This is a genomic window from Marinovum sp., from assembly GCF_048263515.1.
GTDB lineage: Bacteria > Pseudomonadota > Alphaproteobacteria > Rhodobacterales > Rhodobacteraceae > Marinovum.
The window spans coordinates 23,235-49,455 of the sequence record NZ_JBLXEC010000017.1 but is presented as its reverse complement, the minus strand read 5'-3'; the positions used below and the strand labels follow the sequence as shown (position 1 = coordinate 49,455).

At 67.7% G+C, this 26,221-nt stretch carries 24 protein-coding genes; 10 read left to right on the top strand and 14 right to left on the bottom strand.

Translation table 11 applies throughout. The features are described from left to right. Positions 1 to 181 precede the first annotated feature (181 nt). On the bottom strand, positions 182 to 1,081 hold the full coding sequence (locus tag ACN0SE_RS15205; RefSeq protein ID WP_417525381.1) for a DMT family transporter: 900 nt from the start codon (positions 1,079 to 1,081) through the stop codon (positions 182 to 184). Further along, the gene (gene mnmD, locus ACN0SE_RS15200) at positions 1,078 to 1,746 is read right to left on the bottom strand and encodes a tRNA (5-methylaminomethyl-2-thiouridine)(34)-methyltransferase MnmD (RefSeq protein ID WP_417525380.1); all 669 of its coding nucleotides are present in this window, start codon (positions 1,744 to 1,746) and stop codon (positions 1,078 to 1,080) included. The genes ACN0SE_RS15205 and mnmD overlap by 4 nt, the downstream gene beginning before the upstream one ends. A gap of 56 nt (positions 1,747 to 1,802) precedes the next feature. Between mnmD and ACN0SE_RS15195 the strand changes: the two genes are divergently transcribed. Continuing rightward, a complete protein-coding gene (locus ACN0SE_RS15195) occupies positions 1,803 to 2,828 on the top strand; it encodes an NAD(P)/FAD-dependent oxidoreductase (protein ID WP_417525379.1) in 1,026 nt (341 codons plus the stop codon). Between the two features lie 123 nt (positions 2,829 to 2,951). On the opposite strand, the gene ACN0SE_RS15190 is transcribed toward ACN0SE_RS15195, so the two are convergent. Next, entirely contained in the window at positions 2,952 to 3,575 is a 624-nt protein-coding gene (locus tag ACN0SE_RS15190; protein WP_417525378.1) for a trimeric intracellular cation channel family protein, read from the bottom strand. A gap of 169 nt (positions 3,576 to 3,744) precedes the next feature. On the opposite strand from ACN0SE_RS15190, the gene ACN0SE_RS15185 reads away from it, so the two are divergent. Beyond that, on the top strand, positions 3,745 to 4,410 hold the full coding sequence (locus ACN0SE_RS15185; protein WP_417525377.1) for a glutathione S-transferase family protein: 666 nt from the start codon (positions 3,745 to 3,747) through the stop codon (positions 4,408 to 4,410). 87 nt (positions 4,411 to 4,497) lie between these two features. Then, positions 4,498 to 5,541, top strand: a complete 1,044-nt coding sequence (gene queG, locus ACN0SE_RS15180; RefSeq protein ID WP_417525415.1) for a tRNA epoxyqueuosine(34) reductase QueG — start codon at positions 4,498 to 4,500, stop codon at positions 5,539 to 5,541. A gap of 39 nt (positions 5,542 to 5,580) precedes the next feature. On the opposite strand, the gene ACN0SE_RS15175 is transcribed toward queG, so the two are convergent. Then, positions 5,581 to 6,708 carry an alkane 1-monooxygenase gene (locus tag ACN0SE_RS15175; RefSeq protein WP_417525376.1) on the bottom strand — a complete coding sequence of 376 codons (1,128 nt, stop codon included), beginning with the start codon at positions 6,706 to 6,708 and terminating at the stop codon, positions 5,581 to 5,583. A 270-nt stretch (positions 6,709 to 6,978) separates the two neighbouring features. After that, positions 6,979 to 8,025 carry an A/G-specific adenine glycosylase gene (gene mutY / locus ACN0SE_RS15170; protein ID WP_417525375.1) on the bottom strand — a complete coding sequence of 349 codons (1,047 nt, stop codon included), beginning with the start codon at positions 8,023 to 8,025 and terminating at the stop codon, positions 6,979 to 6,981. 82 nt (positions 8,026 to 8,107) lie between these two features. On the opposite strand from mutY, the gene ACN0SE_RS15165 reads away from it, so the two are divergent. The 3 genes from ACN0SE_RS15165 to ACN0SE_RS15155 are packed head-to-tail and all read left to right on the top strand — an operon-like array spanning position 8,108 to position 10,418. Continuing rightward, the gene (locus ACN0SE_RS15165; RefSeq protein WP_417525374.1) at positions 8,108 to 8,617 is read left to right on the top strand and encodes a DUF721 domain-containing protein; all 510 of its coding nucleotides are present in this window, start codon (positions 8,108 to 8,110) and stop codon (positions 8,615 to 8,617) included. A gap of 23 nt (positions 8,618 to 8,640) precedes the next feature. Then, positions 8,641 to 9,315: a DsbA family protein gene (locus ACN0SE_RS15160; protein ID WP_417525373.1), complete on the top strand. Its 675-nt coding sequence runs from the start codon at positions 8,641 to 8,643 to the stop codon at positions 9,313 to 9,315. Beyond that, on the top strand, positions 9,312 to 10,418 hold the full coding sequence (locus ACN0SE_RS15155) for a CaiB/BaiF CoA transferase family protein (protein ID WP_417525372.1): 1,107 nt from the start codon (positions 9,312 to 9,314) through the stop codon (positions 10,416 to 10,418). The genes ACN0SE_RS15160 and ACN0SE_RS15155 overlap by 4 nt, the downstream gene beginning before the upstream one ends. On the opposite strand, the gene ACN0SE_RS15150 is transcribed toward ACN0SE_RS15155, so the two are convergent. From ACN0SE_RS15150 to ACN0SE_RS15130, 5 genes are all read right to left on the bottom strand, one after another. Continuing rightward, positions 10,419 to 11,315: a DUF2189 domain-containing protein gene (locus tag ACN0SE_RS15150; protein WP_417525371.1), complete on the bottom strand. Its 897-nt coding sequence runs from the start codon at positions 11,313 to 11,315 to the stop codon at positions 10,419 to 10,421. 404 nt (positions 11,316 to 11,719) lie between these two features. After that, positions 11,720 to 14,662, bottom strand: coding sequence for an error-prone DNA polymerase (locus ACN0SE_RS15145; RefSeq protein ID WP_417525370.1), 2,943 nt, complete (start codon positions 14,660 to 14,662; stop codon positions 11,720 to 11,722). Between the two features lie 199 nt (positions 14,663 to 14,861). Continuing rightward, positions 14,862 to 16,496, bottom strand: a complete 1,635-nt coding sequence (locus ACN0SE_RS15140; RefSeq protein ID WP_417525369.1) for a thiamine pyrophosphate-binding protein — start codon at positions 16,494 to 16,496, stop codon at positions 14,862 to 14,864. Between the two features lie 43 nt (positions 16,497 to 16,539). Beyond that, positions 16,540 to 17,778 (bottom strand): aminotransferase class V-fold PLP-dependent enzyme, encoded by a 1,239-nt coding sequence (locus tag ACN0SE_RS15135; RefSeq protein ID WP_417525368.1) that lies wholly within the window; start codon positions 17,776 to 17,778, stop codon positions 16,540 to 16,542. Between the two features lie 11 nt (positions 17,779 to 17,789). Next, entirely contained in the window at positions 17,790 to 19,226 is a 1,437-nt protein-coding gene (locus tag ACN0SE_RS15130) for a pyridoxal phosphate-dependent decarboxylase family protein (RefSeq protein ID WP_417525367.1), read from the bottom strand. Between the two features lie 176 nt (positions 19,227 to 19,402). Between ACN0SE_RS15130 and ACN0SE_RS15125 the strand changes: the two genes are divergently transcribed. Genes ACN0SE_RS15125 through ACN0SE_RS15110 form a run of 4 tightly spaced genes read left to right on the top strand, consistent with a single transcriptional unit; the run spans position 19,403 to position 22,848 of the window. Further along, positions 19,403 to 20,281, top strand: coding sequence for a metal ABC transporter substrate-binding protein (locus ACN0SE_RS15125; protein ID WP_417525366.1), 879 nt, complete (start codon positions 19,403 to 19,405; stop codon positions 20,279 to 20,281). Continuing rightward, entirely contained in the window at positions 20,274 to 21,164 is an 891-nt protein-coding gene (locus ACN0SE_RS15120; RefSeq protein WP_417525365.1) for a manganese/iron ABC transporter ATP-binding protein, read from the top strand. Before ACN0SE_RS15125 ends, ACN0SE_RS15120 begins: the two co-directional genes overlap by 8 nt. Then, positions 21,161 to 22,018: a metal ABC transporter permease gene (locus ACN0SE_RS15115; RefSeq protein WP_417525364.1), complete on the top strand. Its 858-nt coding sequence runs from the start codon at positions 21,161 to 21,163 to the stop codon at positions 22,016 to 22,018. Before ACN0SE_RS15120 ends, ACN0SE_RS15115 begins: the two co-directional genes overlap by 4 nt. Further along, positions 22,015 to 22,848, top strand: coding sequence for a metal ABC transporter permease (locus tag ACN0SE_RS15110; RefSeq protein ID WP_417525363.1), 834 nt, complete (start codon positions 22,015 to 22,017; stop codon positions 22,846 to 22,848). Before ACN0SE_RS15115 ends, ACN0SE_RS15110 begins: the two co-directional genes overlap by 4 nt. 50 nt (positions 22,849 to 22,898) lie before the next feature. Here the strand turns inward: ACN0SE_RS15110 and ACN0SE_RS15105 are convergent, their stop codons facing one another. From ACN0SE_RS15105 to ACN0SE_RS15090, 4 genes are all read right to left on the bottom strand, one after another. Then, positions 22,899 to 24,227, bottom strand: a complete 1,329-nt coding sequence (locus ACN0SE_RS15105; protein ID WP_417525362.1) for a CoA transferase — start codon at positions 24,225 to 24,227, stop codon at positions 22,899 to 22,901. 63 nt (positions 24,228 to 24,290) lie between these two features. Beyond that, positions 24,291 to 24,599, bottom strand: a complete 309-nt coding sequence (locus tag ACN0SE_RS15100; RefSeq protein ID WP_417525361.1) for a phosphoribosyl-ATP diphosphatase — start codon at positions 24,597 to 24,599, stop codon at positions 24,291 to 24,293. Then, entirely contained in the window at positions 24,596 to 25,357 is a 762-nt protein-coding gene (hisF, locus tag ACN0SE_RS15095; protein ID WP_417525360.1) for an imidazole glycerol phosphate synthase subunit HisF, read from the bottom strand. The genes ACN0SE_RS15100 and hisF overlap by 4 nt, the downstream gene beginning before the upstream one ends. A 57-nt stretch (positions 25,358 to 25,414) precedes the next feature. Then, positions 25,415 to 26,140, bottom strand: a complete 726-nt coding sequence (locus tag ACN0SE_RS15090; RefSeq protein ID WP_417525359.1) for an ABC transporter permease — start codon at positions 26,138 to 26,140, stop codon at positions 25,415 to 25,417. Positions 26,141 to 26,221 lie beyond the last annotated feature (81 nt).

Here is a 26,221-nt window from a genome sequence, read left to right as displayed (position 1 = left end):
GGGATGCCGCCGCGAACTCAGGTCTGCAGCGCTTTATCCCGGCCAAGTCCGGAAAACATCAGAGCGGCGCGCCTACGTCACCCAAGCGGCAGCCCGGGGGGCGGGCCGCCGCTGGCCCGGCGGGCTTACGCCCTTGATTCCGGGCCGGGGCAAAAGTCGATGGTTCGCGTAGGGTGGGTTTTCAACCCACCTCCGCCGCACGCCTGCGCTCTGCCCGCCGTCTCTGCCGCTCGCGCCACAGGGTGAAGAGCCCCGCGCCCACGATCAACGCCGCCCCGATCACCACCGACACCCGCAAATCTTCGCCAAAAACGGCGAGCCCTATCGCCGTGGCAAAGGGCATCTGCAGATAGGCAAAAGGCTGCACCGCGCTGGCCTCGGCCACCTCGTAGCACTTGATCATCGTGTAATGCCCGGCCACCCCGGTGACGCAAAGCGCCGCCATCCAGAGGTAGTCCGGCCCGGTCATCGGCTCCCAGAACCAGATTCCGATCGCGGTCATCACCACGCAGCCCACCGTGCCGGTCCAGAAGAACGAGGTCTCGGCGGTGTCGCGCCGCGCAGCATAGCGGTTGAGCAGTGAATAGAGCGCGAACATCGCCGCCGCCGCCAGCGGGATCAGCGCATAGACCGAGAACACCCCGGCGCCCGGGTTGATGATGATCATCACCCCGACAAAGCCCACGGCGATCGCCAGCCAGCGCCGCCAGCCCACCGTCTCGCCCAGCACCGGGCCGGAGAGCGCGGCGACCAGCAGCGGGTAGCTGACAAAGACCGCATGGCTCTCGACCAGTCCGAGATAGGTGAAGGCGGCGACCATGACGCAGATCTCCAGCGCCAGCAGCACGCCGCGGAAGGTCTGCACCAGCGGCTGCTCGGTGCGCGCCACGTCGCGCAGCCCGCCGGCCTTGCGTGCCGAGAGCGCCACCACGAAGGCGGCAAAGAACCAGTAGCGGATCATCACCACGAGGAAGACGTTGTATTCCGAGGCGAGATGCCGGCTCAGCCCGTCCTGCACCGCAAAGATGAAGGTGGTCGCGACCATCAGCCAGATGCCGCGCACCGTGTCGTTCTGGGTCATAGGATGGCTTTCGTCATGTGGCGTTTGCGGCCGAAGCCGGGGATGCGGCTGACGGTGAACCCGCCCGCCGCCAGCGCCCGGCGCACGTGGCCGGCGGCAGTATAGGTCGCGGCGGTGCCGCCCGGCGCGGTGTGGCGGGCGACCTCGGCCATCAGCGCCTCGCCCCAGAGCTCTGGGTTCTTGGCCGGCGAAAAGCCGTCGAGGAACCAGGCGTCGGCCCTGTGCGGCCAGTCCGGCAGGGTCTCGCGGGCATCGCCGGTGATCAGCGTGAAGGTGAGGTCGTCGGTCTGGAAGGTCGTCTCTCCGGCCAGCCAAAGCGGCGCAAGCTCGGCCGCCAGATCGGCCAGCTCGGGAAAGGCCCCCTCGGCGGCGATCATGTCGTCTGCGGCCATCGGGAAGGCCTCGAAGCTGGTGAAGCGCAGACGGCCCGGCGTGCCCGAGGCGCGAAACGCCTGCAGCGCGCAAATCAGGTTGAGCCCGGTGCCGAACCCCAGTTCGGCGATGTGGAAATCCGCGGCAAAGCGCGTCGGCAGGTCGTTTCCGGCGAGAAAGACATGCCGGGTTTCGGCCAGACCGTTGTCGAGCGAGTAATAGGGATCGTCGAACCGGGTCGAGACAGGCACGCGCCCGTCGCGCCATTCCAGCTCTGCGCTCTGGTCTGTCATTTTCGCCTGCCTTAAGGGTTGCCTCCGTGGCCTACTGCCAGACGGAGGGTGATGCAATGGACGACGTGACAGTGCGCGGCGCGGGGGTCTTCGGGCTCTCGGTAGCCTGGGCCTGTGCCCGGCGCGGGGCGCGGGTGCGGGTGATCGACCCGCATGGCCCGGCGGCCGGCGCCTCTGGCGGTATCGTCGGCGCGCTGGCGCCGCATGTGCCGGAAAACTGGAACGACAAGAAGGCCTTCCAGTTCGAGAGCCTGATGATGGCCGAGCGCTTCTGGGCCGAGGTGGCCGAGGTCGGCGGGCGCGATCCGGGCTATCTTCGCTCCGGCCGCTTGCAGCCCCTGGCAGATGATCGCGCCGTGGCGCTGGCACGGCAGCGGGCGGAGACGGCGGCTGAGCTCTGGCAGGGCAAGGCGGTCTGGCGGGTTGTGCCGGCCGAGGGCTTCGGCGCCTGGGCGCCGGCCTCGCCCACAGGTCTGCTGGTCGAGGACACTTTGAGCGCGCGGGTGCATCCCCGCCAGGCCTGCGCCGCGCTGGTGGCGGCCTTGGCGGCGCGCGGGGTCGAAGTGCTGCCCGAGGGCGAAGACCGCGGCGCGGTGGTCTGGGCCACCGGGGTGCAGGATCTGGAAGAGATGAGCCGGGCGGCGGGACGGTCGCTGGGCGCTGGCGTGAAGGGGCAGGCGGCGCTCCTGCGGTTCGAGGCACGGGAGCGCCCGCAGCTCTTTGCCGATGCTCTGCACATCGTGCCGCATGGTGACGGAACGGTGGCGATCGGGTCGACGTCCGAGCGGGAGTATGCGGACGGCGCGGCGGTGGACGGTCAACTCGACGATGTAATCGCCCGGGCCTTGGCAGCCTTTCCGGTGCTGGAGGGCGCCGAGGTGGTTGAGCGCTGGGCCGGTGTGCGGCCGAGGACGGGGAGCCGGGCGCCAATTCTGGGCGCGCATCCTTTGAGAGAGGGGGCGTGGATCGCCAACGGCGGGTTCAAGATCGGCTTCGGCATGGCGCCCCTGGTGGGCGAAGTGATGGCCGACCTGGTGCTGGAGGGACGGGACCGGGTGCCGGCGGGCTTTCGTCCCGAGTAGGGTGGGTTTGCAACCCACCTTTCGCGGCGGCGTCGGTATTTGACGCTGGCGCGGCTTGGGATAACATCGAGTGGGAGGTCCCGGATCAGGTCCGGGACGGCGTAGTGAGGGTGGTCTGTGGCGCTACTTCTCCCGTGGCGGGCGGCTCTTGTAGACCGGCAGCATCCAGCCCCAGCGCAGGCTGCCGGCGCGCAGGGCCCAGGTGACCGCGGCACACCCCAAAAGCGCGATATCCGACCCGAGGCCCAATTCCAGCAGAACCAGCGCCGCACCGGAACCGGCCAGAGCGGCGGTGGCATAGAGCTCGCCCTGGCGCAGGATCACCGGCACCTCGTTCGCCACCACGTCGCGCATCAGCCCGCCGAAGGTGCCGGTCGTCACCCCCATGATCAGCACGATCAGCGCCGGCTGCTCGAGCTTCAATGCCACGCCGGTGCCGGCGGCGACGGCGACGGCCAGCGCGAAGGTGTCGAGCCACAAGAGCCAGCGCAGCCGGCTCTCGACCAGATGCGCGGTGAAGAAGACGAAGAAGGCGGCCCCGCAGGCGGTGAGGATGATGCCGGGATCGGCGATCCAGAACACCGGGTTGCGGTCGAGCAGCAGGTCGCGCAGCGTGCCGCCGCCCACCGCCGTCAGGCAGGCGAGAAAGGCAAAGCCCACGATGTCGAGTTGCGCCCGCGAGGCGGCCAAAGCACCGGTCAGGGCAAAGACCACGACGGCGGCATAATCGAGCAGGGTCAGGATCATCGGCGGGGTCCTTGCAGGGCAGAGCGGGCCTCGGGCCCTGGCGGATTTGGCCTGTCACCGGCACCGGCCCGGGCCGCGGGGCTTTGCCGATCGGGGTCAGGGTGGTTGAACTGCCGCCGGTTTCACGGCAAAGAAGTCGAGCACCTCCCCTTTAGGACGCCACCCCTTCATGGCCAAGCTTTATCACGTTCCCCTGTCGCCGTTTTGCCGCAAGGTCCGACTCAGCCTTGCCGAGAAGAAGATCGAATGTGAACTGGTGGAGGAACGCTACTGGGAACAGGAGCCGGATTTCCTGCGCCGCAACCCGGCGGCCAAGGTGCCGGTGCTGCGCATCGACGGCAAGACCATGGCCGAGAGCGCGGCGATCTGCGAATGGCTGGAAGAGAAATATCCCGAACCCTCGCTGATGCCGAAATCGGCCGATGCGCGCTACGAGGTGCGCCGGTTGGTGTCCTGGTTCGATGACAAGTTCCACAACGAGGTGACCTCGAAGCTGCTCTACGAGCGGGTCAACAAGAAGGTGCAGGGCAAGGGGTTTCCCGACAGCAAGAACGTCAAGGCCGGGGCCAAGGCGATCAAGTATCACCTTGACTACATGACCTGGCTGCTTGACCACCGGCGCTGGCTGGCGGGCGACGTGATGACGCTGGCGGATTTCGCCGCCGCCGCGCATCTGTCGTCGCTGGATTACATCTCGGACGTCGACTGGAACCGCTCGGCGGTGGTCAAGGACTGGTACGCCAAGATCAAGTCGCGCCCCGCCTTTCGCCGCATCCTGGCCGACCAGGTGCCGGGGTTCCCGCCACCGCGGCATTACAATGACCTTGATTTCTGAGACCGGGCGTTGCGATTTCGGGGGCTCTGCCCCCGGAACCCCCGAGGGTATTTACGAACAGAAGAAGCCATGGATGCGCTGACCGAAATGGAGGCGCTGAAAGGCGATCTGCTGCGCGAGGCGCGGGAGGTGGGGTTTTCCGCCGCGCGGATCTGTCGGCCGGAGGCGGTGCCGCAGGTGGCGGAGCGGCTGGGGGCCTTTCTGGCGGCGGGGTATCACGGACAGATGGGCTGGCTGGGGGAGCGGGCGCATTGGCGGGGGGATCCGAAGGCGCTCTGGCCGGAGGCGCGGTCGGTGATCATGCTGGCGGAGAACTATGGCCCGGCGCATGATCCGCTGGCGGTGCTGGAGGCGCGCGACCGGGCGGCGATCTCGGTCTATGCGCAGCACCGCGATTACCATGACGTTGTGAAGAAACGGCTGAAGCGGCTGGCGCGCTGGCTGATTGCCGCGGCCGGTGGCGCGCCCGAAACGCAGGTGAAGGTCTTTGTCGATACCGCGCCGGTGCCGGAAAAGCCCTTGGGGCAGGCGGCGGGGCTGGGCTGGCAGGGCAAGCACACCAACCTGGTGAGCCGCGAGCTGGGGTCCTGGTTCTTCCTCGGGGCGATCTTCACCACGCTGGAGCTGCCGGTGGATGCGGCCGAGGTGGATCACTGCGGGTCCTGCCGCAAGTGTCTCGATGTCTGTCCGACGGCGGCCTTTCCGGCGCCCTATCAGCTCGATGCGCGGCGCTGCATTTCCTACCTGACGATCGAGCACAAGGGGCCGGTGGCAGAGGAGCTGCGGGCGCTTTTGGGCAATCGCATCTATGGCTGCGACGATTGCCTGGCGGTCTGTCCCTGGAACAAGTTTGCCGAGCGGGCGGCGGAGGTGAAGTACCACGCGCGCGAGGACCTGCTGGCGCCGGAGCTGGCGCATCTGGCGGGGCTGGACGATGCCGGGTTCCGGGCGCTGTTCTCGGGCTCGCCGATCAAGCGGATCGGGCGGGGGCGGTTCGTGCGCAACGTGCTTTATGCCATCGGCAATTCCGGCGAGGCGCGGCTTGTGCCGGTGGCGCAGGGGCTTTGCGACGACGAGGATGAAGTGGTGGCGGATGCGGCGCGCTGGGCGGTGGACCGGCTGAAGCGCTGAGGGCGAGGTCCCGGAGCGGGGTCCGGGACGGCGGGACGCCTAGCGCGGCAGGGGGTGCTGCGCCTTGTTGTAGGGCGTCCAGTCGGCGATCTCGGGGTAGAACTGCGCCCGCCAGGCGCGCACGCGGGGGTTCATCACCCGGCGCCAGAGCGGCGGGATCAGCGCTGCCACCGTCATTACCGGATAGCCGAAGGGCAGTTGCGGCGCCTCGTCGTTGTCATAGGTCTGCAGCAGCGGAAAGCGGCGGTCGGGCTTGTAGTGGTGATCGGAGTGGCGCTGCAGGTTGATCAGCAGCCAGTTCGAGGCGCGATGCGCCGCGTTCCAGGAGTGGCGGGGCTGGACGTGTTCGTATTTGCCGTCTCCGAGGTGTTTGCGGGTCAGACCGTAGTGTTCGACGTAGTTCACCAGCTCCAGCTGCCAGATCGCTGTGAGGCCCTGGACGAGGAAGAGACCGAGGCCGGCCCAGCCGGACAGGGCCGCGGCCAGCGCCAGCATCGCGCCCTGCAGCGCCCAGTAGCGCCAGAAGGGGTTGGTGCGGTCATGCCAGGGCTTGTCCTTGCGGGCGAGCAGCGCGGCCTCGGCCTTGAACGACGAGACCAGCGACTGGCGCAGCACGCGCGGGAAGAAGCGGTGGAAGTTCTCGTTGTAACGCGCGGTCACCGGGTCGCGCGGGGTGCCGACGTAGCGGTGATGCACCAGCAGATGCTCCGAGCGGAAGTGGCTGTAGAGGACCATGGCGAGCAGGAGATCGCCCAGCCAGCGCTCGAGCCGGTTGCGCTGGTGCATCAGCTCGTGGCTGTAGTTGATGCCAATGGTGCCGGTCAGCACGCCGACGCCGAAGAACAGGCCGATGAGCTCCCAAGTGCCCAGATGGTCAGCGCGCGGGGCGTACCAGATCAGCGCAAAGAGGGTGACGAACTGCGCCGGCACCCAGAGCGCGGTAAGGCGCTTGTACCAGGTGAGCTGCGCCTCCGGCGTCGCGGGATCTGGGTTGTCGAGGTTCAGCCCGGTGAGCGCGTCGAGCGCCGAGAAAAGGTACCAGGTGCACAGCGGCAGCAGCAGCACCCACCAGCCGCCCCAGAGCGCCGAGAGCCAGGCCAGCGGGATCAGCAGGAACGAGGCCCAGAACGGCAGGGCATTTTGCAAGGCGGAGAATTTGGCGGTCATGGGCCCGGGATATTGCCTGTTCTGTCGTATCCTGCCTGCGCATTGCGGCAGTTCTGCGGCGAGGAGTATCGCCCCGGGCGCGCGGGGCCGCAAGGTGTCCCTGCATCGTGGCGGGGGTTTGACGCGAAGCATCCCGCGGCGTCACTTTCTAGCAGAGCCTGGGAGGCGTGTCCTTTCATTCGCTCTGCCGCTTGGGTATCCGATCAGGTCCGGGGCTTCGGTGGCGCGGTGCGGCAGGGCGCGGTGCCGGTCAGAACCACGCGGCAGACCTCACCCCTGCGTCAGATCATACGCCTTGCGCATCACCGTCGGCAGGTCCGAGGCGTTGAACTCTTTTTCCGGCAGGAAATCCCCCCGCTTCGGCGCGCGGTCCATCGGCACCAGCGCGGTCTTGACCGTCAGCCGCAGGTGAAAATGCGTGAAGGTGTGCCGTGCCTCGGTGTTCAGCGCCTTCCACTCGGCACGGATCGGCGGGTCTTCTCCGGGTGCCTCGCTCCAGTCAGATCCCGGCCAGCCCAGCATACCGCCCAGAAGCCCGCTGTCGGGTCGGCGCTCGAGAAGATAGGCGCCGTCGACCCGGCGGGCGATATAGGCGATGCCGTGGCGGACGGGCTTGGGCTTCTTCGGGGTCTTCTTCGGCAGCTCGGTGGCGGTGCCCGCCAGCCGGCCGGCGCAATCGTCGCGCCACGGGCAGAGCCCGCAGGCCGGATTGCGCGGCGTGCAGATGGTGGCGCCGAGGTCCATGATCGCCTGGGCGTAATCGCCGGGCCGGGCCTCGGGGGTGAGCGCGCGGGCCAGTTCGGTCAGCTCGGGCTTGGCCTGTGGCAGCGGCGTATGCACGTCGCGCAGCCGGGCGATGACCCGCTCGACATTGCCGTCGACCACGGTCTCCGGCAGGTCGAAGGCGATGGCGGCGACGGCGGCGGCGGTATAAGGCCCGACGCCGGGCAGGGCCAGCAGGGCGGCGTGGTCGGCAGGAAAGACCCCGCCATGATCGGCCACCACTGCACGCGCGCATTTCAGCAGGTTGCGGGCGCGGGCGTAATACCCCAGACCCGCCCATTCGGCCATCACGTCGCCATCCTCGGCGGCGGCCAGATCGGCGACGGTCGGCCAGCGCGCGAGGAAGCGGGTGAAATAGTCGCGCACGGCGGCCACGGTGGTCTGCTGCAGCATCACCTCTGACAGCCAGATGCGGTAGGGATCGGGCAAGACACCGGCCTGACGCGCCTTTGGCCCGACGCGCCAGGGCATGGCGCGGGCATGGCGGTCGTACCAGGTCAGAAGGTCCGAGCTGAGGAGGTCAGGGTCACGCAAGAGTGTATGCCGGATGTTGTCGGGTTTTGCTGGCGCAGGGCGCGCGGGCCACTAGAATAGCGCCAGAGAGAGGGAGTCAATCGTGCCGCAGCGGAGACCGACCACACGGGGCTTTGCCCGCACTTCGAAACTTCTGAGCCAGCGCATCCAGCGGGCCAGCGAAAGCCGGGGCTTTGCCGAGACCCGGCTGCTGACCCATTGGCCCGAGGTCGCCGGCGAAGACATCGCCAAGATCGCCAGACCGGTGAATGTCTCCTTCGGCCGGGGCGGCCTGGGCGCGACGCTGACCCTGCTGACCACCGGTGCCAATGCTCCGATGCTCGAGATGCAGAAGGACAAGCTGCGCGAGCGGGTCAACGCGGTCTATGGCTACAATGCCATCGCCCGGGTCAAGATCACCCAGACCGCGCCCACCGGCTTTGCCGAGGGGCAGGCGCAGTTCACCTACAACCAGAAGCCCAAGGCGCCGCCGCCGCCGGACCCGGAAATCCTTGCCGAAGCGCGGGCTTATGCCGAAAATGTGACCGATGAAGGCCTCAAGGGGGCGCTTGAAGCCCTCGCCCGGAACGTTCTATCCAAGGCGAAGACATGACTGACCCCGAGAGGAAACAAGATATGAAGCGTATGATCCCTGCCGCGCTGCTGGCGCTGGTGCTGCTGGCCGGTGGCGGCTGGTGGCTGCTCAACCAGGGCGCCGGCAGCACGCAGATCCCCGCCGGGGCGCTCGATGCTCAGGAAGCCTCTGAAGAGGTCGACACCTCCTCCATCGTCGAGATGGTGCAAGGCGCCGAGGATGCGCCGGTGACGGTGATCGAATACGCCAGCTACACCTGCCCGCATTGCGCCAACTTCCATGCCGGCACCTACAAGGACCTGAAGGCCGATTACATCGACACCGGCAAGATCAAGTTCGTCTACCGCGAGGTCTATTTCGACCGCTACGGTCTCTGGGCCTCGATGATCGCGCGCTGCGGCGGCGAAGAGCGGTTCTTCGGCATCACCGACCTGATCTACAAGGGTCAGAAGGACTGGGTGGCTTCGGGCGATCCGGCCACCATCGTGGGCGAACTGCGCAAGATCGGCCGTCTGGCCGGCCTGACCGAAGAGACGCTGGAAAGCTGCCTGCAGGACGGCGACAAGGCCCGCACCCTAGTGGCCTGGTTCGAAGAGAACGCCAAGGCGGATGACATCCGCTCCACGCCCTCCTTCGTGATCGACGGCGAGCTTTATACCAACATGCCGTATTCCGAGTTCAAGGCGATCCTCGACAAGAAGCTGGACGACGCATGAGCCCACTCGCCGGGCTCAAGGTCATCGAGCTTGCGCGTATCCTGGCCGGCCCCTGGGCCGGTCAGACCCTTGCCGATCTCGGCGCCGAGGTGATCAAGCTGGAAAGCCCCGAAGGCGATGACACCCGCCGCTGGGGGCCGCCCTTCATCGAGCGCGAGGGCGACCGTTCGGCGGCCTATTTCCACGCCTGCAACCGCGGCAAGACCAGCGAGATCGTCGATTTCCGCACCGAAGAGGGCCAGGCCCGGGTGCGCGAGCTGGTGTCTGACGCCGATATCCTGATCGAGAACTTCAAGGTCGGCGGTCTGAAGAAATACGGGCTGGATTACGACAGTCTGAAAGCGGTGAATCCCGGCCTGATCTATTGCTCGATCACCGGTTTCGGCCAGGACGGGCCGTATGCCCATCGCGCAGGTTATGACTACATCATCCAGGGCATGTCCGGGCTGATGTCGGTCACCGGCGAAAAGGGCGGCCAGCCGCAGAAGACCGGCGTGGCAATCACCGACATCTTTACCGGCGTCTATGCCTCCACCGCGATCCTCGCGGCGCTGCACCAGCGCGGCGTGACCGGCGAGGGGCAGTGGATCGACATGAGCCTGCTTGATTGCGCGGTGGCGGTGACCGCCAATCAGGCGATGAATTATCTCAGCACCGGCCGGGCGCCGGGGCTGATGGGCAATGCCCATGCCAACCTCGCGCCCTACCAGGTGTTCGACTGCTCTGACGGCTACCTGATCATCGCGGTGGGCAATGACGCGCAGTTCCGGAGGTTCTGCAAGTTGCTCAACTTGGCACATTTGGGGAGCGATCCGCGGTTCGCCACCAATGCCGACCGACTCGACCATCGCGAGGTGCTGACCGAACTGCTGGGCGCGGCGACGGCGCAATGGTCCAAGAGCGAACTTCTGACGGCCTGCGAGGCGCAGGGCGTGCCGGCGGGGCCGATCAATGACCTGGCAGAGGTCATGGCCGATCCGCAGGTGCAGGCGCGCGGCCTGCAAATCGAGGCCGATGGCGTGCCGGGCGTACGCTCGCCCTTCCGCTTCTCCGGCGCGGAGCTTGCGTTGGGCAAGGGCGCGCCGAAGCTGGGCGAAGGCTGATCAGGGCTCGAGGATCTCGGCCTCGGGCATCGCCGGACCGGCCGGGGCCACCGCCCGGCGATAGAGATGCCAGGTGGCATGGCCGAGGATCGGCAGCACGAAGATCAGCCCGACAAAGAAGGTGGCAAAGCCCAGCGCCAGCAGGGCCGCCACGATGATCCCCCAGACCGCGACGGTCATCGGGTTGCGCCAGGCGACCTCGACCGAGGTGGCCACCGCCAGCGGCAGGCCGACCCGGCGATCGACCAGCATCGGGAAGGAAATCAGCGCCGTGGTCAGCACCAGCGCGGCAAAGACAAAGCCCAGCGCCACGCCGAAGCCCAGCATCTGCAGCCCCGCCGGGGTGGTGAAGATGTCATCGAGGAAAGCGCTGGCCGAGACCGGTGCCGCCGGCCCCAGCGTCACGTTGTAGAGCACCAGCGCGGTCATCATCCATCCGACGAAGAGCACCATGAGATAGCCGCCGAGCACCACCATGGGGGCGGCCGCCGGCGAGAAGGCGATGTTGAAGCCATCGCTCCAGTGGGTCTCGAGCCCGGCCTCGCGGCGGCGGCTCATTTCGTAGAGGCCGACACCGACGACCGGGCCCAACAGGGCAAAGCCCGAGACCAGCGGAAACAGCAGCGGCAGCAGGCTCTGGGTCGAGGCGAACCAGACCATGACAAAGCCCATGACCGGATAGATCAGCACCATCCACATGACGTCGGTCCGCATGGCGAGGAAATCCTCGTAGCCCTTGGAGAGCGCATGGCGCAGGTCGGCGATCTCGATGTCGCGGATGACGATCGGGCTGGCTTCGTGCGGGTGCAGTTCCTCGACGATGTCGCCGGTCGACGTGAGGCCCTTGCCCAGGGCCTGCGCCGACCATGAGAGGGGATTGCCGATTGTTTGGGTCATGATCTTGTCCTTCCGCCGGTTGAAAACAGGAGGTTCGGACAAGTGGTTTCGGTGTCCGAAACCTTGGGAGCATGGGGAAGTGTAGCAGGTTTTCAGGGGTTTGTCTGGTGTTGCAGGCGGTGTCACGAAGGTTTGCTTGCGGGTGCGGGCGGGGTGAGGAGGTCCGGAACGGCGGTGGTGCGGGGTGTGGGGGTAGGGGAGCTGAAGGCGCGGAATCAAGGCCGCAGGCCGCCGCGCCATCGCCGACCCGCCCCCCGGGGCGGCGATTTGGCTGATACCTGCGCTTCGCTCCGAGTTTCTTCGGATTTGGCCGAAATAAAGCACTGCCGAACGAGTGTCAGATCGCCACCCCACGGGTCGGCGATGGCGCGGCTTGTGCGAATGGTTGAGGGCGAGGTCCCGGATCAGGTCCGGGACGGCACTGGCACCGATGTGACGCGCAGGCCGGCGACGGGATCGCGGGGGGTCAGCCGGTCGCGCAGCAGGGCCATCGGATGGGCGCGCAGGGTCAGGCGCAGGGCGACGTAATCCTCGACGACCTCCTCGCCAAGGGTCATCGCCGGCAGGCTGGCCGCGGGCTCGTCGATCGCCTCGCCGTCGAGATCGCCCTCGAACAATGGCAGCGGCCTGGCGGCGGTCAGCGCCTTGGCTTCCCAGAGCGCCTCGCGGCGGCGCATCAGCTCGGCAAAGCAATCCGCCTCGGCCAGACGCGCCAGCACCGGCGCGGTCAGCCCGGCCCGCCGCCAGACATCGCGGACCGAGCGATAGCCGTTGCCGCGCGCGGCGGTGATCCAGCCGGCATCCTCCTCGGCCAGACCCTTGATCTGGCGAAACCCCAGCCGCAGCGCCAGCCCGCCGCGGCCGTCGGGCTCCATCACGTTGTCCCAGTAGCTGGACTGGATGCAGACCGGGCGCACCACCACGCCATGCTCGCGGGCGTCGCGGACGATCTGCGCCGGGGCGTAGAAGCCCATCGGCTGGGAATTCAGCAGCGCGCAGGCAAAGATCCCGGGGTGGTGGCACTTGATCCAGGCCGAGGCATAGACCAGCAGCGCGAAGCTTGCCGCATGGCTTTCTGGGAAGCCGTAGGAGCCGAAGCCCTCGATCTGCGAGAAGCAGCGTTCCGAGAACTCCTCGTCATAGCCGTTCTTCTTCATCCCGCGCATGAAACGGCTGCGGAACTCGCTGACATTGCCGTTCTTCTTGAAGGTGGCAAGCGCCCGGCGCAGCCGGTCGGCCTCTTCCGGGGAAAACCCCGCGCCGACGATGGCGATCTGCATCGCCTGTTCCTGAAACAGCGGCACGCCCAGCGTCTTGCCCAGCACCTCGCCCAGCGCATCGGAGGGAAACTGCACCTTTTCCTCGCCATTGCGGCGGCGGATGTAGGGATGCACCATGTCACCCTGGATCGGACCGGGGCGGATGATGGCGACCTCGATCACCAGGTCGTAGAAACAGCGCGGCTTCATCCGCGGCAGAAAGTTCATCTGGGCGCGTGATTCCACCTGGAAGACGCCGATGGTATCGGCGCGGCAGAGCATGTCATAGACCGCCGAGTCCTCCGGCGGCAGGGTGGCCAACTGCCACTCCTGCCCCTTGTGCTGCTGCAACAGGTCGAAGGCCTTGCGGATGCAGGTGAGCATGCCGAGGCTGAGCACGTCGACCTTGAGGATGCCGAGGCTGTCGATATCGTCCTTGTCCCAGCAGATGACGGTACGGTCCTCCATGCTGGCATTCTCGATCGGCACCAGCTCGTCGAGCCGGCCCTCGGTGACGATGAAGCCGCCGACGTGCTGGCTCAGGTGCCGGGGAAAGCCGATGATCTCCTGCATCAGTGACAGCGTCAGGCGGATCTGCGGGTCCTGCGGATCAAGCCCGATCTCGCGCAGCCGCTGGTCCTGCAACCCGTCGGCGCCCCAGAAGCCCCAGAGCTGCGAGGACATGGCGCCGATGGTGTCCTGGCTGAGGCCCATGGCGCTGCCGACCTCGCGGATGGCCCGCTTGCCGCGGTAATGGATCACCGTGGCGCAGAGACCGGCGCGGTGGCGGCCGTAGCGTTCGTAGATATGCTGGATCACCTCTTCGCGGCGCTCATGCTCGAAATCGACGTCGATGTCGGGCGGCTCGTCGCGCGCCTCTGACACGAACCGCTCGAAGACCATGGTGCCGATCTCGGGCGAGACCGAGGTGACGCCGAGACAGAAGCAGACCACGGAATTGGCGGCAGAGCCCCGGCCCTGGCAGAGGATGTTGCGTTCGCGGGCAAAGGCCACGATGTCGCGGACGGTGAGGAAATAGGGCTCGTACTTCAGCTTGGAGATCAGCCGCAGCTCATGTTCCAGCATGGCGCGCACCTTGTCAGGCGCGCCGTCGGGATAGCGCCAGCGCAGCCCCTGGTGGGCAAGCCGCGCCAGCCGGCCGGCCGGGGTTTCGCCCTCGGCGATCTCTGACGGATATTCATAGCGCAGCGCGTCGAGCGAGAAGCTGCAGGCGGCGGCCAGCGCGCCGGCGCGGCTGACGGCCTCCTCGTGGCCGCGGAACAGCCGGCGCATCTCGGCCTCCGAGCGCAGGCGACGCTCGCCATTGGGCTGGGCCAGGGCGCCGAGGCGTTCGACGGTGGTGCCCTCGCGGATGGCGCTGAGCACATCGGCCAGCCGACGGCGCGGACCGGCATGCATCAGCGGCGCGGCGGAGGCCAGGGTGGGCAGGCCCAGTTCCGCGGCGAGACCGGCGAGATGGTCGAAGCGGGCGGCATCGGCGCCGTCATAGGCCGGCGTCATCAAGAGCGACATCTGCCCGCCGAAGCGGCGCGTCAGACGCTGCGCCGCTGTCGCCCATGTGCCCGCGCCGGGCGGTGAGGCCTGTGCCTCTGGCGGGCCGTGCAGGGCCAGGTGAAGACCCTCGGCGCCGCTTTCCATGAGGTCGGCGAGGTGCAGGAGGCAGCTGCCCTTGTCTGCCCTGAGCCGGCCGCGCGAGAGCAGGCGGCAGAGCAGGGCCCAGCCGCGGCGGCTTTGCACCAGGGCCGTGACCGGCGGCGCATCGGTGAAGACCAGCCGGGCGGCGGGGATCAGTCGCGGCATGGCGCTGAGCAGGGGGGCCGGGGGCGCGGGATCGGGCGCCGGCGGGCCGATCAGGCCGTTGGCGGCGTCGAAGGCCTGACGTTCGCGGACCGCGCGGGCGATCTCGCGCGCCTGGGTATGGGCGCGGACGATGCCGGCGACGGAATTGTCATCGGCGATGGCAATCGCCGGCAGGCCGACGCTTGCGGCACGCTGCATGAACTCCTCGGGGTGGGAGGCCCCGGTGAGGAAGGTGAAATTCGAGGTGATCGACAGCTCGGCGAACATGGGATGGGGCGAATCTCCGGGAAGGACCGCCAGTATATTCACGTTTTGTTCTTGGGGGGAGTCCGGAAATGGCGCTTGGCGCGCGCGCCGGGGTTCGGGCGGCGGCGCTAGCGCCGGGGCGGATTTTGGGGGCTCTGCCCCCGTCGCCTTTGGCGACTCCCCCGAGGGTATTTGGCGCAAGAGGAAAGACGAAGGGGGGTCAGAGATCCTTGAGGATGAGCCTGGTGGAGAGGGCGCGGGGGTCGGTCTTGAGCTCGATCAGGGCGGGGGTCTCGGCGGCGAGGGCCTGGGTGATGGCCTCGGGAAATTCCGCGTCCCGGGTGACGGTGAGGCCGAGGGCGCCGTAGCTGCGGGCCCAGGCGGCGAAGTCGGGGTTCTTCAGCCGGGTGCCGGAGACCCGGCCGGGGTAATGTGCCTGCTGGTGCATGCGGATGGTGCCGTACATGCCATTGTTGACCAGCAGGACGATGACCCTGGCGCCGTAGTCGCAGGCGGTGCCGAATTCCTGCATGGTCATCTGGAAGCAGCCGTCGCCGGCGAAGCAGATCACCGGGCGGTCGGGATGCTCCAGCGCGGCGGCGACAGCGGCGGGCAACCCGTAGCCCATCGAGCCGGAGGTCGGGGCCAGCTGGGTGCGGTAGCGGCGCCAGCGATAGTAGCGGTGCAGCCAGCCGCAGTAGTTGCCGGCGCCATTGGTGAGGATCGCGGTCTCGGGCAGGGTGTCGCGCAGGTGCACTAGGACCTGTTCCATGTGCAGCGTGCCGGGGGTTTCCTCGGGCGCCTGCCATTCCAGGTAGGCGCTGTGGGCCTCGGTGATCAAGGCGCGCCGGTCCTGCGCCGGGGGGCGGGCAGCGGCGGCCAGTTGTTGCGCGACCTCGCCGGCCTGGGCGGCGACGGCGAGGGTCGGGTAATAGACATGGCCCGGTTCGCTGGGGTCAGGGTGCACGTGGATCAGCTTTTGCGCCGGCACCGGCGGGGTGACGAGGGTGTAGCCGGCGGTGGTCATCTCGCCCAGCCGCGCGCCGAGGCAGAGCAGCACGTCGGCCTCGCGTAGCCGGGTGGCCAGCGCCGGGTTGGCGGCGATGCCCATGTCGCCGGCATACGCGGGGTGCGTGTTGTCGAAGTAGTCCTGGCAGCGCAGCGAGGTGGCGACGGGAATTTGCGCGGTCTCGGCAAAGCTCTGCAGGGCCAGCCGCGCCTCTTCCGACCAGAGCGGGCCGCCGGCGAGGATCAGCGGGCGCTCGGCCTCGGCCAGCAGGTCGAGCACTGCGGTGATGTCACTCTCGGCGGCGCGGCCCGAGGGCGGGTTGGCGGCGGGCACGATCTCGGCCTCGCAGGCGGCCGAGAGCATGTCTTCCGGCAGCGCCAGCACCACCGGGCCGGGGCGGCCCGATTGCGCCACGTGGAAGGCGCGGGAGACATATTCCGGAATGCGCTCCGTCCGGTCGATCTCGCCCACCCACTTGGCCAGCGGCGCGAACATGGCGCGGTAGTCGACCTCCTGAAAGGCCTCGCGGTCGCGCTGGTCGCTGGCCACCTGGCCGATGAAGAGCACCATCGGCGTGCTGTCCTGCATCGCCACATGCACCCCGGCGCTGGCGTTCGTGGCCCCCGGGCCACGGGTGACGAAACAGACGCCGGGGCGACCGGTGAGCTTGCCCTGCGCCTCGGCCATCATCGCCGCGCCGCCCTCTTGCCGGGCGACCACGGTGTCGATGCCGGACTCGTAGAGCCCGTCGAGCGCGGCGAGATAGCTTTCGCCGGGGATGCAGAAGACCCGGGTCGTGCCTTGGGCATTGAGCGCGTCAACGAGGATTTGGCCGCCGTGGGGCATGGGGAGGCTCCGTTTGGTTGCAGAAGGGGCGCGGGCGCGGGGCTTACATGTCCTTCATCGCGGCGAGGAAGGCGGCCACCTCGGCCAGGCTGTTGTAATGGCACATCGAGACGCGGATGCAGGAGGGTTGGCCCAGCGGGTCGAGGATATTGCCGGAGTAGTGATCGGCCTTGCGGGTATGGGTGCGGATGCCCTGGGCATTCAGCGCGGCGACGATCTCTTCCGACGGGGTGCCCTCGCGCCAGAAGCTGACGAGGCCCTCGCGCGCAGGGTTGTCGGTGCCGCCGACGATCTGCACGCCGGGCAGTTCCGACAGGCCGGGCAGGTTGCCGGTGCCGTGCAGCATGGCCTGGGTCAGCGCCTGTTCATGGTCGTGGATCGCGGCGCCGGCGGCGAGGATGCGGGCACGGCGGTGGGTCTCTTCGGAGACTTCGCCGCCGAGCCAGTCGAAGTAGCTGACCACATCGGAAAAGGTGGCATAGGCACCGGTGTCGCGGGTGCCGAACTCCCAGTTCTCCTCGGGGCCGCCCTGCAGGCCCTCAAGCCGCAGTTTCGACACCCGGTCAGAGACCCAGGCGATGCCATAGCCATGGCGCGAGAACACCTTGTAGGGCGAGATCACGTAGCCGTCGATGTCGTAGCTGTCGATGTCGATCAAGCCGTGGCTGGCATGCTGGATGCCGTCGACAAAGATCAGGCAGTCGGGCGCCTTGGCGCGGATCGCGGCGGTGATGGCCGCGAGGTCCATCGCCATGCCGGTGACTGGCGAGGTGTGCAGGATGGTGGCAACGGCGGTGTCGGCGGTGACCTTGGCGGCATAGGCCTCGGCGGTCACCAGACCGGTGGCATCGTCATGCGGTACCGAGATGTAGTCGCGGCCCGCGACATGCGCCCATTTGCCAGCCGCCGAGCGCGAGGCCGGGTGTTCGACGGTCGAGCCCAGCACCGGGCCGGGGTGGGCGCCGAGGATCATCGCCCGCAACAGGCGGAAGGTCAGTTCGGTGCCGCTTTCGCCGACAAAGAACTGGCCCGACGAGGCCCCGAAGAAGGTCGCCATGTCGGCCTTGGCGCGGTTGATCGCATCGACAAGCGCATGGGCGGCAGGGTTGTCGCGGCCCTGGTTGTCGGGGATCGCGGCGAACCTGGTCGAGGTCTCGACCACGGAATTCAGCGTCAGCGCGCCACCGGCGTTTTCAAAGAAGATGCGCGGTCCCTGAAAGGGGCAGCTGTCGACATGTGCAAAGCGAGAACGGACGTCTGTCAGAAGGGAATCGGTAAACATGGGGCCTCGGGTCACTGGGCTGATGGATGGGGGGAGAGCGCCTGCGCCCGGGCGGCGACGGCGGCAATGGCGGCGTCGATGTCCTCGGGCGTGGTGCGGTGATTGGTGATGGCGGCGCGCAGGCAGGTGATGCCGCCGGCCTCGGTGGTGGAAAACACCGCGGTGCCGTCGAGCTGCAGCGCCGATGCGATGGCCTTGTTGAGGGTCGATTGCGCCGCGGCCGGCAGGCTGGCATCGGCGGTGAAGACGCAGAGGTTGGAGATCACCGGCGCCATCAGCGCCATGGCGGGCGCATCGGTGACGGCCGCGCCCATGCGGGCGGCGGCGCGGCAATTGGCGGTGATCGCGGCGCCGAAACCGGCCGCGCCATAGCTCTCGACCGCGGTCCAGACCTTGAGCGCCCGGGCACCGCGCGACAGGTCGGTGCCGAAATCGCAGAACCAGGGGTCACCGCCGGACAGACCCTCGCCATGGCTGGCAAGATAGGCGGGGCGGGCGGCAAAGGCGGCGTAATGCTCGGCGCCATCGCGGATCAGGCAGAGACCGCAGTCATAGGGCACATACATCCACTTGTGGAAATCGCAGGCCAGGCTGTCGGCGCGCTCGATCCCGTCGGTCAGCCCGCGCCAGGGGTCTTCGGCCAGCCGCGCCCAGGCGCCGAAGGCGCCGTCGACATGCAGCCAGAGCGCCTCGTCCCGCGCCACATCGGCCAGGGCATTCAGATCGTCGAAACGGCCGAAATCCACTGAACCGGCGGTGCCGACGATGGCAAAGGGCGTGGCACCGGCTGCGCGATCCTCGGCGATGGCGGCGCGCAGGGCGTCGATCTGCAGGCCGCTGTCATCTTCGGGGATGCGGCGCAGGTTGTCGGCGCCGATGCCCAGCAGTTCGATCGCCTTGCGAGTGGCATTGTGCACCCCGGCGCCGGCATAGGCGGTCAGCCGGCCGCTCAGACCCTTGTGGCGCACCTCCGGCCCCAGCGCCCGCTGCCGCGCGGTGGCCAGCGCAATCACCGTGGCCTGCGAGGTGCCGGTGACCAGCACGCCAGAGGCGGTCTCAGGAAAGCCCATGATGCCGCGCGCCCAGTCGATCACCGCGTGTTCCACATGGATCATGCCGTGATCGCGCCCGCCGCAATTGGCGTTGATGGTGGCGGCGGCCATTTCGGACAAGAGCCCCGAGGCCAGACCGGTGCCATGCACCCAGCCCCAGAACCGCGGATGGGTGTTGCCGGTGCCATAGGGCAGCATGTCGTCGATCAGCCGTCTTGCCGTGGCGGCCTCGCCCCGGGCCTCACCGCTCAGCGCATAGCCCTGACGGGTCTCCTCGGGCAGGGGTTGCCAGGGATGGGCGCGGGCATCGGCAAGATGATCGATGCAGGCATCGAGAAGCGCATGGGCGCTGGCGCGGAAATCGTCCCAGTTCTCGGGGTCAAGCGTGTCGGTCATCTTGGCGTCTCGCGTTTTCTGCGGAGCATAGGGACGCCGCCGCGCCGTGCAAGCGCAGACCTTGGGCAGACGTCGGGCAGCTCGCGGTTTATAATGAGAATGGTTCTCAATTTCATTGACATCCCGCTGGCGAACCGCATATTGGCCAACACAACCGTTATCTCAGGGGGATTTCCATGCTGAAACGGACGATTGCCGCGATGGTGCTGGCCTTTGCCGGCCCGGTCGCCGCTCAGGACTTCAAGGTCGTGACCACATTCACCGTCATTGCCGACATGGCGCAGAACGTCGCCGGCGACGCGGCCGAGGTTGTCTCGGTCACCAAGCCGGGGGCCGAGATCCACGGCTACGAGCCGACGCCGCGCGATCTGGTGGGCGCGATCGATGCCGATCTGGTGCTGTGGAACGGCATGAACCTGGAACTGTGGTTCGAGCAGTTCCTCGACAACCTCGGCGAAAAGCCCTCGGCGGTGGTGAGCGAAGGGGTCGACGAGATCCCGATCTCGGAAGGCTCCTACGAGGGCAAGCCCAACCCGCATGCGTGGATGTCGCTCGACAATGCGCTGATCTATGTCGACAACATCCGCGATGCGCTGTCCGAACATGACCCCGGGAACGCCGGGACCTATGCCGCCAATGCCGAGCGCTACAAGGCCGAGATCACCGAGGCCATCGCCCCGCTGCGCGCGCTGATCGACGAGGTGCCCGAAGGCCAGCGCTGGCTGGCGACCTGCGAGGGGGCGTTTTCCTATCTCGCGCGGGATTTCGGCCTGCAGGAGGTTTATCTCTGGCCGATGAACGCCGACCAGACCGGCACGCCGCAGCAGGTGCGCCGGATGATCGACACCATCCGCGACCGCGAGATTCCCGTTGTCTTCTGCGAAAGCACGGTCAACACCGACCCCGCCAAGCAGGTCGCCCGGGAAACCGGCGCGCGCTATGGCGGCGAGCTTTACGTCGATTCGCTCTCGGGGCCTGACGGGCCGGTGCCGACCTATCTCGACCTGCTGCGGGTGACGACCGAGACCGTGGCGAAGGGGCTGACCGGTGGGTAAGATCGCGCTCGAGGATTTCGACGACGCCGGCCTCTGGGTCCGCGACCTGGCGGTGACCTACCGCAACGGGGTCACGGCGCTGAAATCCGCGAACTTTGCCGTGCCGCGCGGCTCGATCGCCGCCCTGGTGGGGGTGAACGGCGCTGGGAAATCCACGCTGTTCAAGGCGATCATGGGGTTCCTGCCCGCCGCGCGGGGGGAGATCGGCATTTTGGGGCAGGGGGTGAAAGCCTCTCTGAAACAGGGGCTTGTCGCCTATGTGCCGCAGTCGGAAGAGGTCGACTGGACCTTCCCGGTGCTGGTCGAGGACGTGGTGATGATGGGCCGTTTCGGCCGCATGGGCCTGCTGCGCATCCCCTCTGCCGCCGACAAGGCGGCGGTCGCCGGGGCTCTGGAACGCGTCGGCATGCAGTCCTACCGCAAGCGCCAGATCGGCGAGCTTTCGGGCGGGCAGCGCAAGCGGGTCTTCCTGGCGCGCGCGCTTGCGCAGGAGGGGCAGGTGATCCTGCTCGACGAGCCCTTCACCGGCGTCGACGTCCAGACCGAAGAGGCGATCATCGCCCTGCTGCGCGAGCTGCGCGACGAAGGCAAGGTCATGCTGGTCTCGACCCACAACCTGGGCTCCGTGCCGGAATTCTGCGACCAGGTGGTTCTGGTCAAGGGCACGGTGCTGAACTACGGCCCGACCGCAGAGGTCTTTACCCAGGCAAACCTCGAAGCGGCCTTTGGCGGCGTGCTGCGGCACTTCGTTCTGGGCGGCACCGACCTGCACGACGACGCCGACGAGCGGGCGATCACCATCCTGTCGGACGACGAGCGGCCCTTTGTCATGTACGACGATCAGGCCCGCACCGTCGGCCCCAAGAGCGAGGAGGAGGAATGAGCCTGCTGCTCGAACCCTTCTCCTACGGCTACATGACCAATGCGATGTGGGTCAGCGCGCTGGTCGGCGCGGTCTGCGCCTTTCTCTCGGCCTATTTGATGCTCAAGGGCTGGTCCTTGATCGGCGATGCGCTGAGCCATTCCATCGTGCCGGGCGTCGCCGGCGCCTACATGCTGGGCCTGCCCTTCGCGCTGGGCGCGTTCCTGTCGGGCGGGCTGGCGGCGGCGGCGATGCTGTTTCTCAACCAGCGCTCGGGGCTCAAGGAAGATGCGATCATCGGCATCATCTTCACCAGCTTCTTTGGCCTCGGGCTCTTCATGGTGTCAGTTTCGCCGGTCTCGGTCGACGTGCAGACCATCATCCTGGGCAACGTGCTGGCGATCACGCCCGAGGACACGCTGCAACTGGCGGTGATCGGCTTTGTCTCGCTGGCGGTGCTGCTGGTGAAGTGGAAGGACCTGATGGTTGCCTTCTTCGATGAAAACCACGCCCGGTCGATCGGGCTCAAGCCCGAACGGTTGCGCTTCATCTTCTTCGTGCTGCTCTCGGCCTCCTGCGTGGCGGCATTGCAGACGGTTGGGGCCTTTCTGGTGATCGCCATGGTGGTGACCCCGGGCGCGACCGCCTATCTGCTGGCCGACCGCTTTCCGGTGCTCTTGGTGATCAGCGTCACCATCGGTTCGGTGACCTCGTTCGTCGGGGCCTATACCTCCTATTTCCTCGACGGGGCGACCGGCGGGATCATCATCACCCTGCAGACCCTGGTCTTCCTGCTGGCCTTCTTCTTCGCACCCAAGCACGGCCTTCTGGCGGCACGCAGACGCGCGGCCAGCGCGCTCGAGGAGGCGGCGTGATGGACCAGTTGCTGATCCCCTTCCAGTTTCCCTTCATGCAGAACGCTTTTCTCGTGGCGCTGCTGCTGGCGGCGCCGACGGCGATCCTGAGCTGTTTCCTGGTTCTCAAGGGCTGGTCGCTGATGGGCGACGCGGTGAGCCATGCGGTGCTGCCCGGGGTGGTGATCGCCTACATGCTGGGCATCCCGCTGATCATCGGCGCCTTCGTCGCGGGGATGAGTTGCGCTCTGGCCACCGGCTATCTGAACGCCAACAGCCGGATCAAGCAGGACACGGTGATGGGCGTGGTGTTTTCCGGCATGTTCGGCCTTGGCATGGTGCTCTACGTCAAGGTGCGGACCAACGTGCACCTCGATCACATCCTCTTCGGCAACATGCTGGGGGTGGGCTCTGCCGACCTCTGGACCGCCGGCATCGTCGGCGCCTTTGTCACCCTGGTGCTGGTGCTGAAGTGGAAGGACCTGCTGCTGCATGCCTTTGATCCGGCGCAGGCCCAGGCCATCGGGCTGCCGGTGGGCTGGCTGCATTACGGCATGCTGTCGATCCTGTCGCTGACCATCGTCGCGGTGCTGAGCGCGGTCGGCCTGATCCTCGCCATCGGCCTGCTGATCGCGCCGGGAGCGGTGGCCTTTCTTCTCACGCGCGAGTTCCGGCACATGCTGGCGGCGGCGGTGCTGGTCAACCTGAGCGCCATGGTCGGCGGGGTTTATGCCAGCTTCTGGCTCGATTCCGCGCCGGCGCCGACGATCATTCTGGTGCTGACGATCTGGTTCATCCTGGCCTTCTCCTGGCGGCAATGGCGAAATGCCCGGCGCGAAAGCGCGGTTTGACGTCTGAGGATAGGTCCCGGGTCAAGCCCGGGACGGCGTTTGGCGTAGGGTCAGGCGGTCCAGCTGGCCGAATGGCGGCGCACGGGGCCTGAAGGGAGCCGCCATTCCGGGGGCTCGCCGGCGACCGTGAGCGGCGGCAGCATGCGCTGCGCCGGGCCCCAGCCGGTGTCTTCGATGCGGCCCGAATAGTCTGCGTCTGTCGCGGTGATCGGTGTCTCGGGGGTCAAGCTCCCGGGCGCGGACATCAGGCAATCTGCGGTGCGCGCCAGCGACAGCTCGGCGCGGACGGCTTCGCCCCAGGCCCTCTGCGCGAGGCCGCGGAGCGCCGTGGCGGCGAGCAGGTAGCCGGTGCCGTGGTCCAGCGCCTGCACCGGCAGCGGCAAAGGCCGGTCGAGACCGGCCTGCCGCATGCCCTCGGCGGCAATGCCGCAGGACATCTGCACCAGCGAATCGAAGCCGCGCCTGTCGCCCCAAGGGCCGCTGCGGCCATAAGCCGAAAGGCTGACGTCGATCAGCGCGGGGTTCCTCGCGCGACGCGCCTCGGGGCCGTAGCCCAGACCTTCGAGCGCGCCGGGGCGGTAGCCGTGCAGCAGGATGTCGGCAGAGGCCAGCAATTCCTCGAAGGTGGCGCGATCCTCGGCGCGGTGCAGGTCGAGCCCGGCGCAGCGCTTGCCGAGATTGACCTCGGCCTCGGCGGCAGGTTCGGACCAATGCGGCGGATCAATCCTAAGAACCTGCGCGCCGAACCCGGCCAGAAAACGTGTCGCCACCGGCCCCGCCAGCACCCGCGTCAGGTCGAGAACCTTGAGCCCGGCGAGGCCCTGTCGCTCAGGCGTGCACGCCTGTGGCGCATGCCAGCGCACCAGCGGCTCGGCCCTGACCGCTTTTCCCTGCGGATGGGCCCGCCAGTCCGCGGCGCTGCGCAGGAAAGCGGCGCAGCCATTGGCGGCGACGATGGCACTTTCCAGCGCCTCGCTCTGCCATTTAGCCACGGCGGCGCGCACCGCCTCTGGCGCGGCGGGGCAGTCCAGCACCGAGAGCGCGGCGTCGCGGTGGTGTGGCGCGTTGGTGTGCAGGCGGATGAAACCGTCACCGGTGGTGTAGTTCCCCGCCAGCGGATCCCAGATCGAGGGCAACTCCCAGCCCTGCGGTTGCAGCGTCATGTCGAACCAGAGAGAGGCGCGGCGGCGGTCGACGGTGACGGCCTCGGCCCCTTGACTCGTCAGCGCGGCAAGGGCGGTACCTGCGGCCGCGACGCAAGCCGAGGCGAAATCGCTCACCGCATAGACCGAGGGGAGATCGCCCTCGCCGGTCTCGACAAAAGGCGCGAGGTCGAGGGCCAGCGCTTGCGCGATCTGCGGCCAGTAGGGATTGGACATCTGGGGCTCCGGGGCTGCCTCGGCGCAGGGTAGGCGCGGGGCAGGGCGGAGGGCAAGCGTCGCCTAGCGGCTGGCTTTCTCTTCCAGACCGGACAGGCCCTGACGGCGGGCCAGCTCGGCCAGCACGTCGTCGAGCTTGATGTCGCGGGCGGCGAGCATGACCAGCAGGTGATAGAGCACGTCAGCCGCCTCGTAGGTCAGGTTCTCGCGGTCGCCGGTGGCGGCGGCAATGATCGCCTCGATCGATTCCTCGCCGAACTTCTCGGCGCATTTGCCGGGGCCCTTGGCCAGCAGCTTGGCGGTCCAGGAACTTTCGGGGTCTGCGCTCTTGCGCGCCTCGATGGTGGCGGCCAGTTCGTGGAGAACGCTCATGTCAGCCTCATCGGGATGCCGGCGGCGGCCATATGGGCCTTGGCCTCGGCGATGGTGTGGTCGCCGAAATGGAAGATCGAGGCGGCCAGCACGGCGGAAGCACCGCCCTCGGTCACGCCTTCGACCAGGTGATCGAGCGTGCCGACACCGCCAGAGGCGATCACCGGCACCGAGACCGCATCCGAGATCGCGCGCGTCAGCGGCAGGTTGAAGCCCGCCCGCGTGCCGTCGCGGTCCATCGAGGTCAGCAGGATTTCACCCGCGCCCTTCTCGGTCACCAGCCGGGCAAACTCCACCGCGTCGATGCCGGTGGGCTTGCGGCCGCCATGGGTGAAGATCTCCCATTTGCCGGGGCTCACGGTCTTGGCGTCGATGGCGCAGACGATGCACTGGCTGCCGAATTGATCGGCGGCCTCTGCGATGACATCGGGGTTGGCCACGGCGGCGGAATTGAAGCTCACCTTGTCGGCGCCGGCCAGCAGCAGCTTGCGCACGTCAGCCGCGGTGCGGACACCGCCGCCCACGGTCAGCGGGATGAAACACTGCTCGGCGGTGCGCTGCACCACCTCCATCATCACGCCGCGATTTTCATGCGTGGCATGGATGTCGAGAAAGCAAAGCTCGTCAGCACCGGCCAGATCATAGGCGCGGGCTGATTCCACCGGGTCGCCGGCATCGCGCAGGTCGACGAAGTTCACGCCTTTGACGACACGGCCGTCGGCGACATCAAGGCAGGGGATGATGCGGGTCTTGAGCATGGGGGTCTCTTACGGCCTGACAGAGGGCGGGGCAAGCTGGCTGTTGACGTGACGCCCTCAGGCGCGGCGCCAGCGGGTGACCCGCGCCTCGAAGCCGTTGATTACCGTCAGCTCCAGCAGCAGCATCAGCGCCACGAAGCTCAGCGCATAGGCCAGCACATGGCCGGTTTCGAACAGCTGGAAATAGAGGTGGATCTGAAAGCCCACGCCATTGCTGCGGCCGAGGAACTCGACCACCAGCACGATCTTCCAGATGATCGCCAGCCCGTTGCGGGTCGAGGCCGCGACATAGGGCCAGAGCTGCGGCAGGATCACGTGGCGCAGCCGCGCGGCAAACGACATGTCGAAGGCCCGTGCCATGTCTCGCAGCTTGGGGTCGAGCGCATGCACGCCTTCACGGATGGTGACGGCGACCATGGCGGTCTTGTTCAGGGCGACGGCGGTGATCGCCGCGGTCTCGTTCAGGCCGATCCAGAGATAGCAGAGCACGATCACCACCAGCGCCGGCACGTTCAAGAGCACCACCAGCCAGGTCGAGAACCAGCGGTTGAGCCAGGGGGTCAGCCCCATCGCCAGCCCGATCACCAGACCAAACCCCATCGCCAGCGCAAAGGCCGCCAGCACCCGGGTCAGCGTCGCCACCAGGTGGCGTTGCAATTCACCCGAGGCGGTTTCGCGTTCGAAGATCTGCCAGACCTCGACCGGGCCGGGCAGCACCAAGGGGTCATCGCCCCACCAGGCTGCCAGCGCCCAGAACGCCACCAGCCCGAGCAGGGAGATCACGACAACCGGGGTCTGTGGCCTTGGCTCTTGCATGCGGTGAACCTGTCACAAATGGCAGTGGTGCCAAAGCGCAAAGCCGCG

Bases quoted from the DNA above. Each gene is read 5' to 3' on its own strand.
- ACN0SE_RS15205 (WP_417525381.1), bottom strand. From the start codon at position 1,081: ATGACCCAGAACGACACGGTGCGCGGCATCTGGCTGATGGTCGCGACC.
- mnmD (WP_417525380.1), bottom strand. From the start codon at position 1,746: ATGACAGACCAGAGCGCAGAGCTGGAATGGCGCGACGGGCGCGTGCCT.
- ACN0SE_RS15195 (WP_417525379.1), top strand. From the start codon at position 1,803: ATGGACGACGTGACAGTGCGCGGCGCGGGGGTCTTCGGGCTCTCGGTA.
- ACN0SE_RS15190 (WP_417525378.1), bottom strand. From the start codon at position 3,575: ATGATCCTGACCCTGCTCGATTATGCCGCCGTCGTGGTCTTTGCCCTG.
- ACN0SE_RS15185 (WP_417525377.1), top strand. From the start codon at position 3,745: ATGGCCAAGCTTTATCACGTTCCCCTGTCGCCGTTTTGCCGCAAGGTC.
- queG (WP_417525415.1), top strand. From the start codon at position 4,498: ATGGAGGCGCTGAAAGGCGATCTGCTGCGCGAGGCGCGGGAGGTGGGG.
- ACN0SE_RS15175 (WP_417525376.1), bottom strand. From the start codon at position 6,708: ATGACCGCCAAATTCTCCGCCTTGCAAAATGCCCTGCCGTTCTGGGCC.
- ACN0SE_RS15160 (WP_417525373.1), top strand. From the start codon at position 8,641: ATGAAGCGTATGATCCCTGCCGCGCTGCTGGCGCTGGTGCTGCTGGCC.
- ACN0SE_RS15155 (WP_417525372.1), top strand. From the start codon at position 9,312: ATGAGCCCACTCGCCGGGCTCAAGGTCATCGAGCTTGCGCGTATCCTG.
- ACN0SE_RS15150 (WP_417525371.1), bottom strand. From the start codon at position 11,315: ATGACCCAAACAATCGGCAATCCCCTCTCATGGTCGGCGCAGGCCCTG.
- ACN0SE_RS15145 (WP_417525370.1), bottom strand. From the start codon at position 14,662: ATGTTCGCCGAGCTGTCGATCACCTCGAATTTCACCTTCCTCACCGGG.
- ACN0SE_RS15140 (WP_417525369.1), bottom strand. From the start codon at position 16,496: ATGCCCCACGGCGGCCAAATCCTCGTTGACGCGCTCAATGCCCAAGGC.
- ACN0SE_RS15135 (WP_417525368.1), bottom strand. From the start codon at position 17,778: ATGTTTACCGATTCCCTTCTGACAGACGTCCGTTCTCGCTTTGCACAT.
- ACN0SE_RS15130 (WP_417525367.1), bottom strand. From the start codon at position 19,226: ATGACCGACACGCTTGACCCCGAGAACTGGGACGATTTCCGCGCCAGC.
- ACN0SE_RS15125 (WP_417525366.1), top strand. From the start codon at position 19,403: ATGCTGAAACGGACGATTGCCGCGATGGTGCTGGCCTTTGCCGGCCCG.
- ACN0SE_RS15115 (WP_417525364.1), top strand. From the start codon at position 21,161: ATGAGCCTGCTGCTCGAACCCTTCTCCTACGGCTACATGACCAATGCG.
- ACN0SE_RS15105 (WP_417525362.1), bottom strand. From the start codon at position 24,227: ATGTCCAATCCCTACTGGCCGCAGATCGCGCAAGCGCTGGCCCTCGAC.
- ACN0SE_RS15100 (WP_417525361.1), bottom strand. From the start codon at position 24,599: ATGAGCGTTCTCCACGAACTGGCCGCCACCATCGAGGCGCGCAAGAGC.
- hisF (WP_417525360.1), bottom strand. From the start codon at position 25,357: ATGCTCAAGACCCGCATCATCCCCTGCCTTGATGTCGCCGACGGCCGT.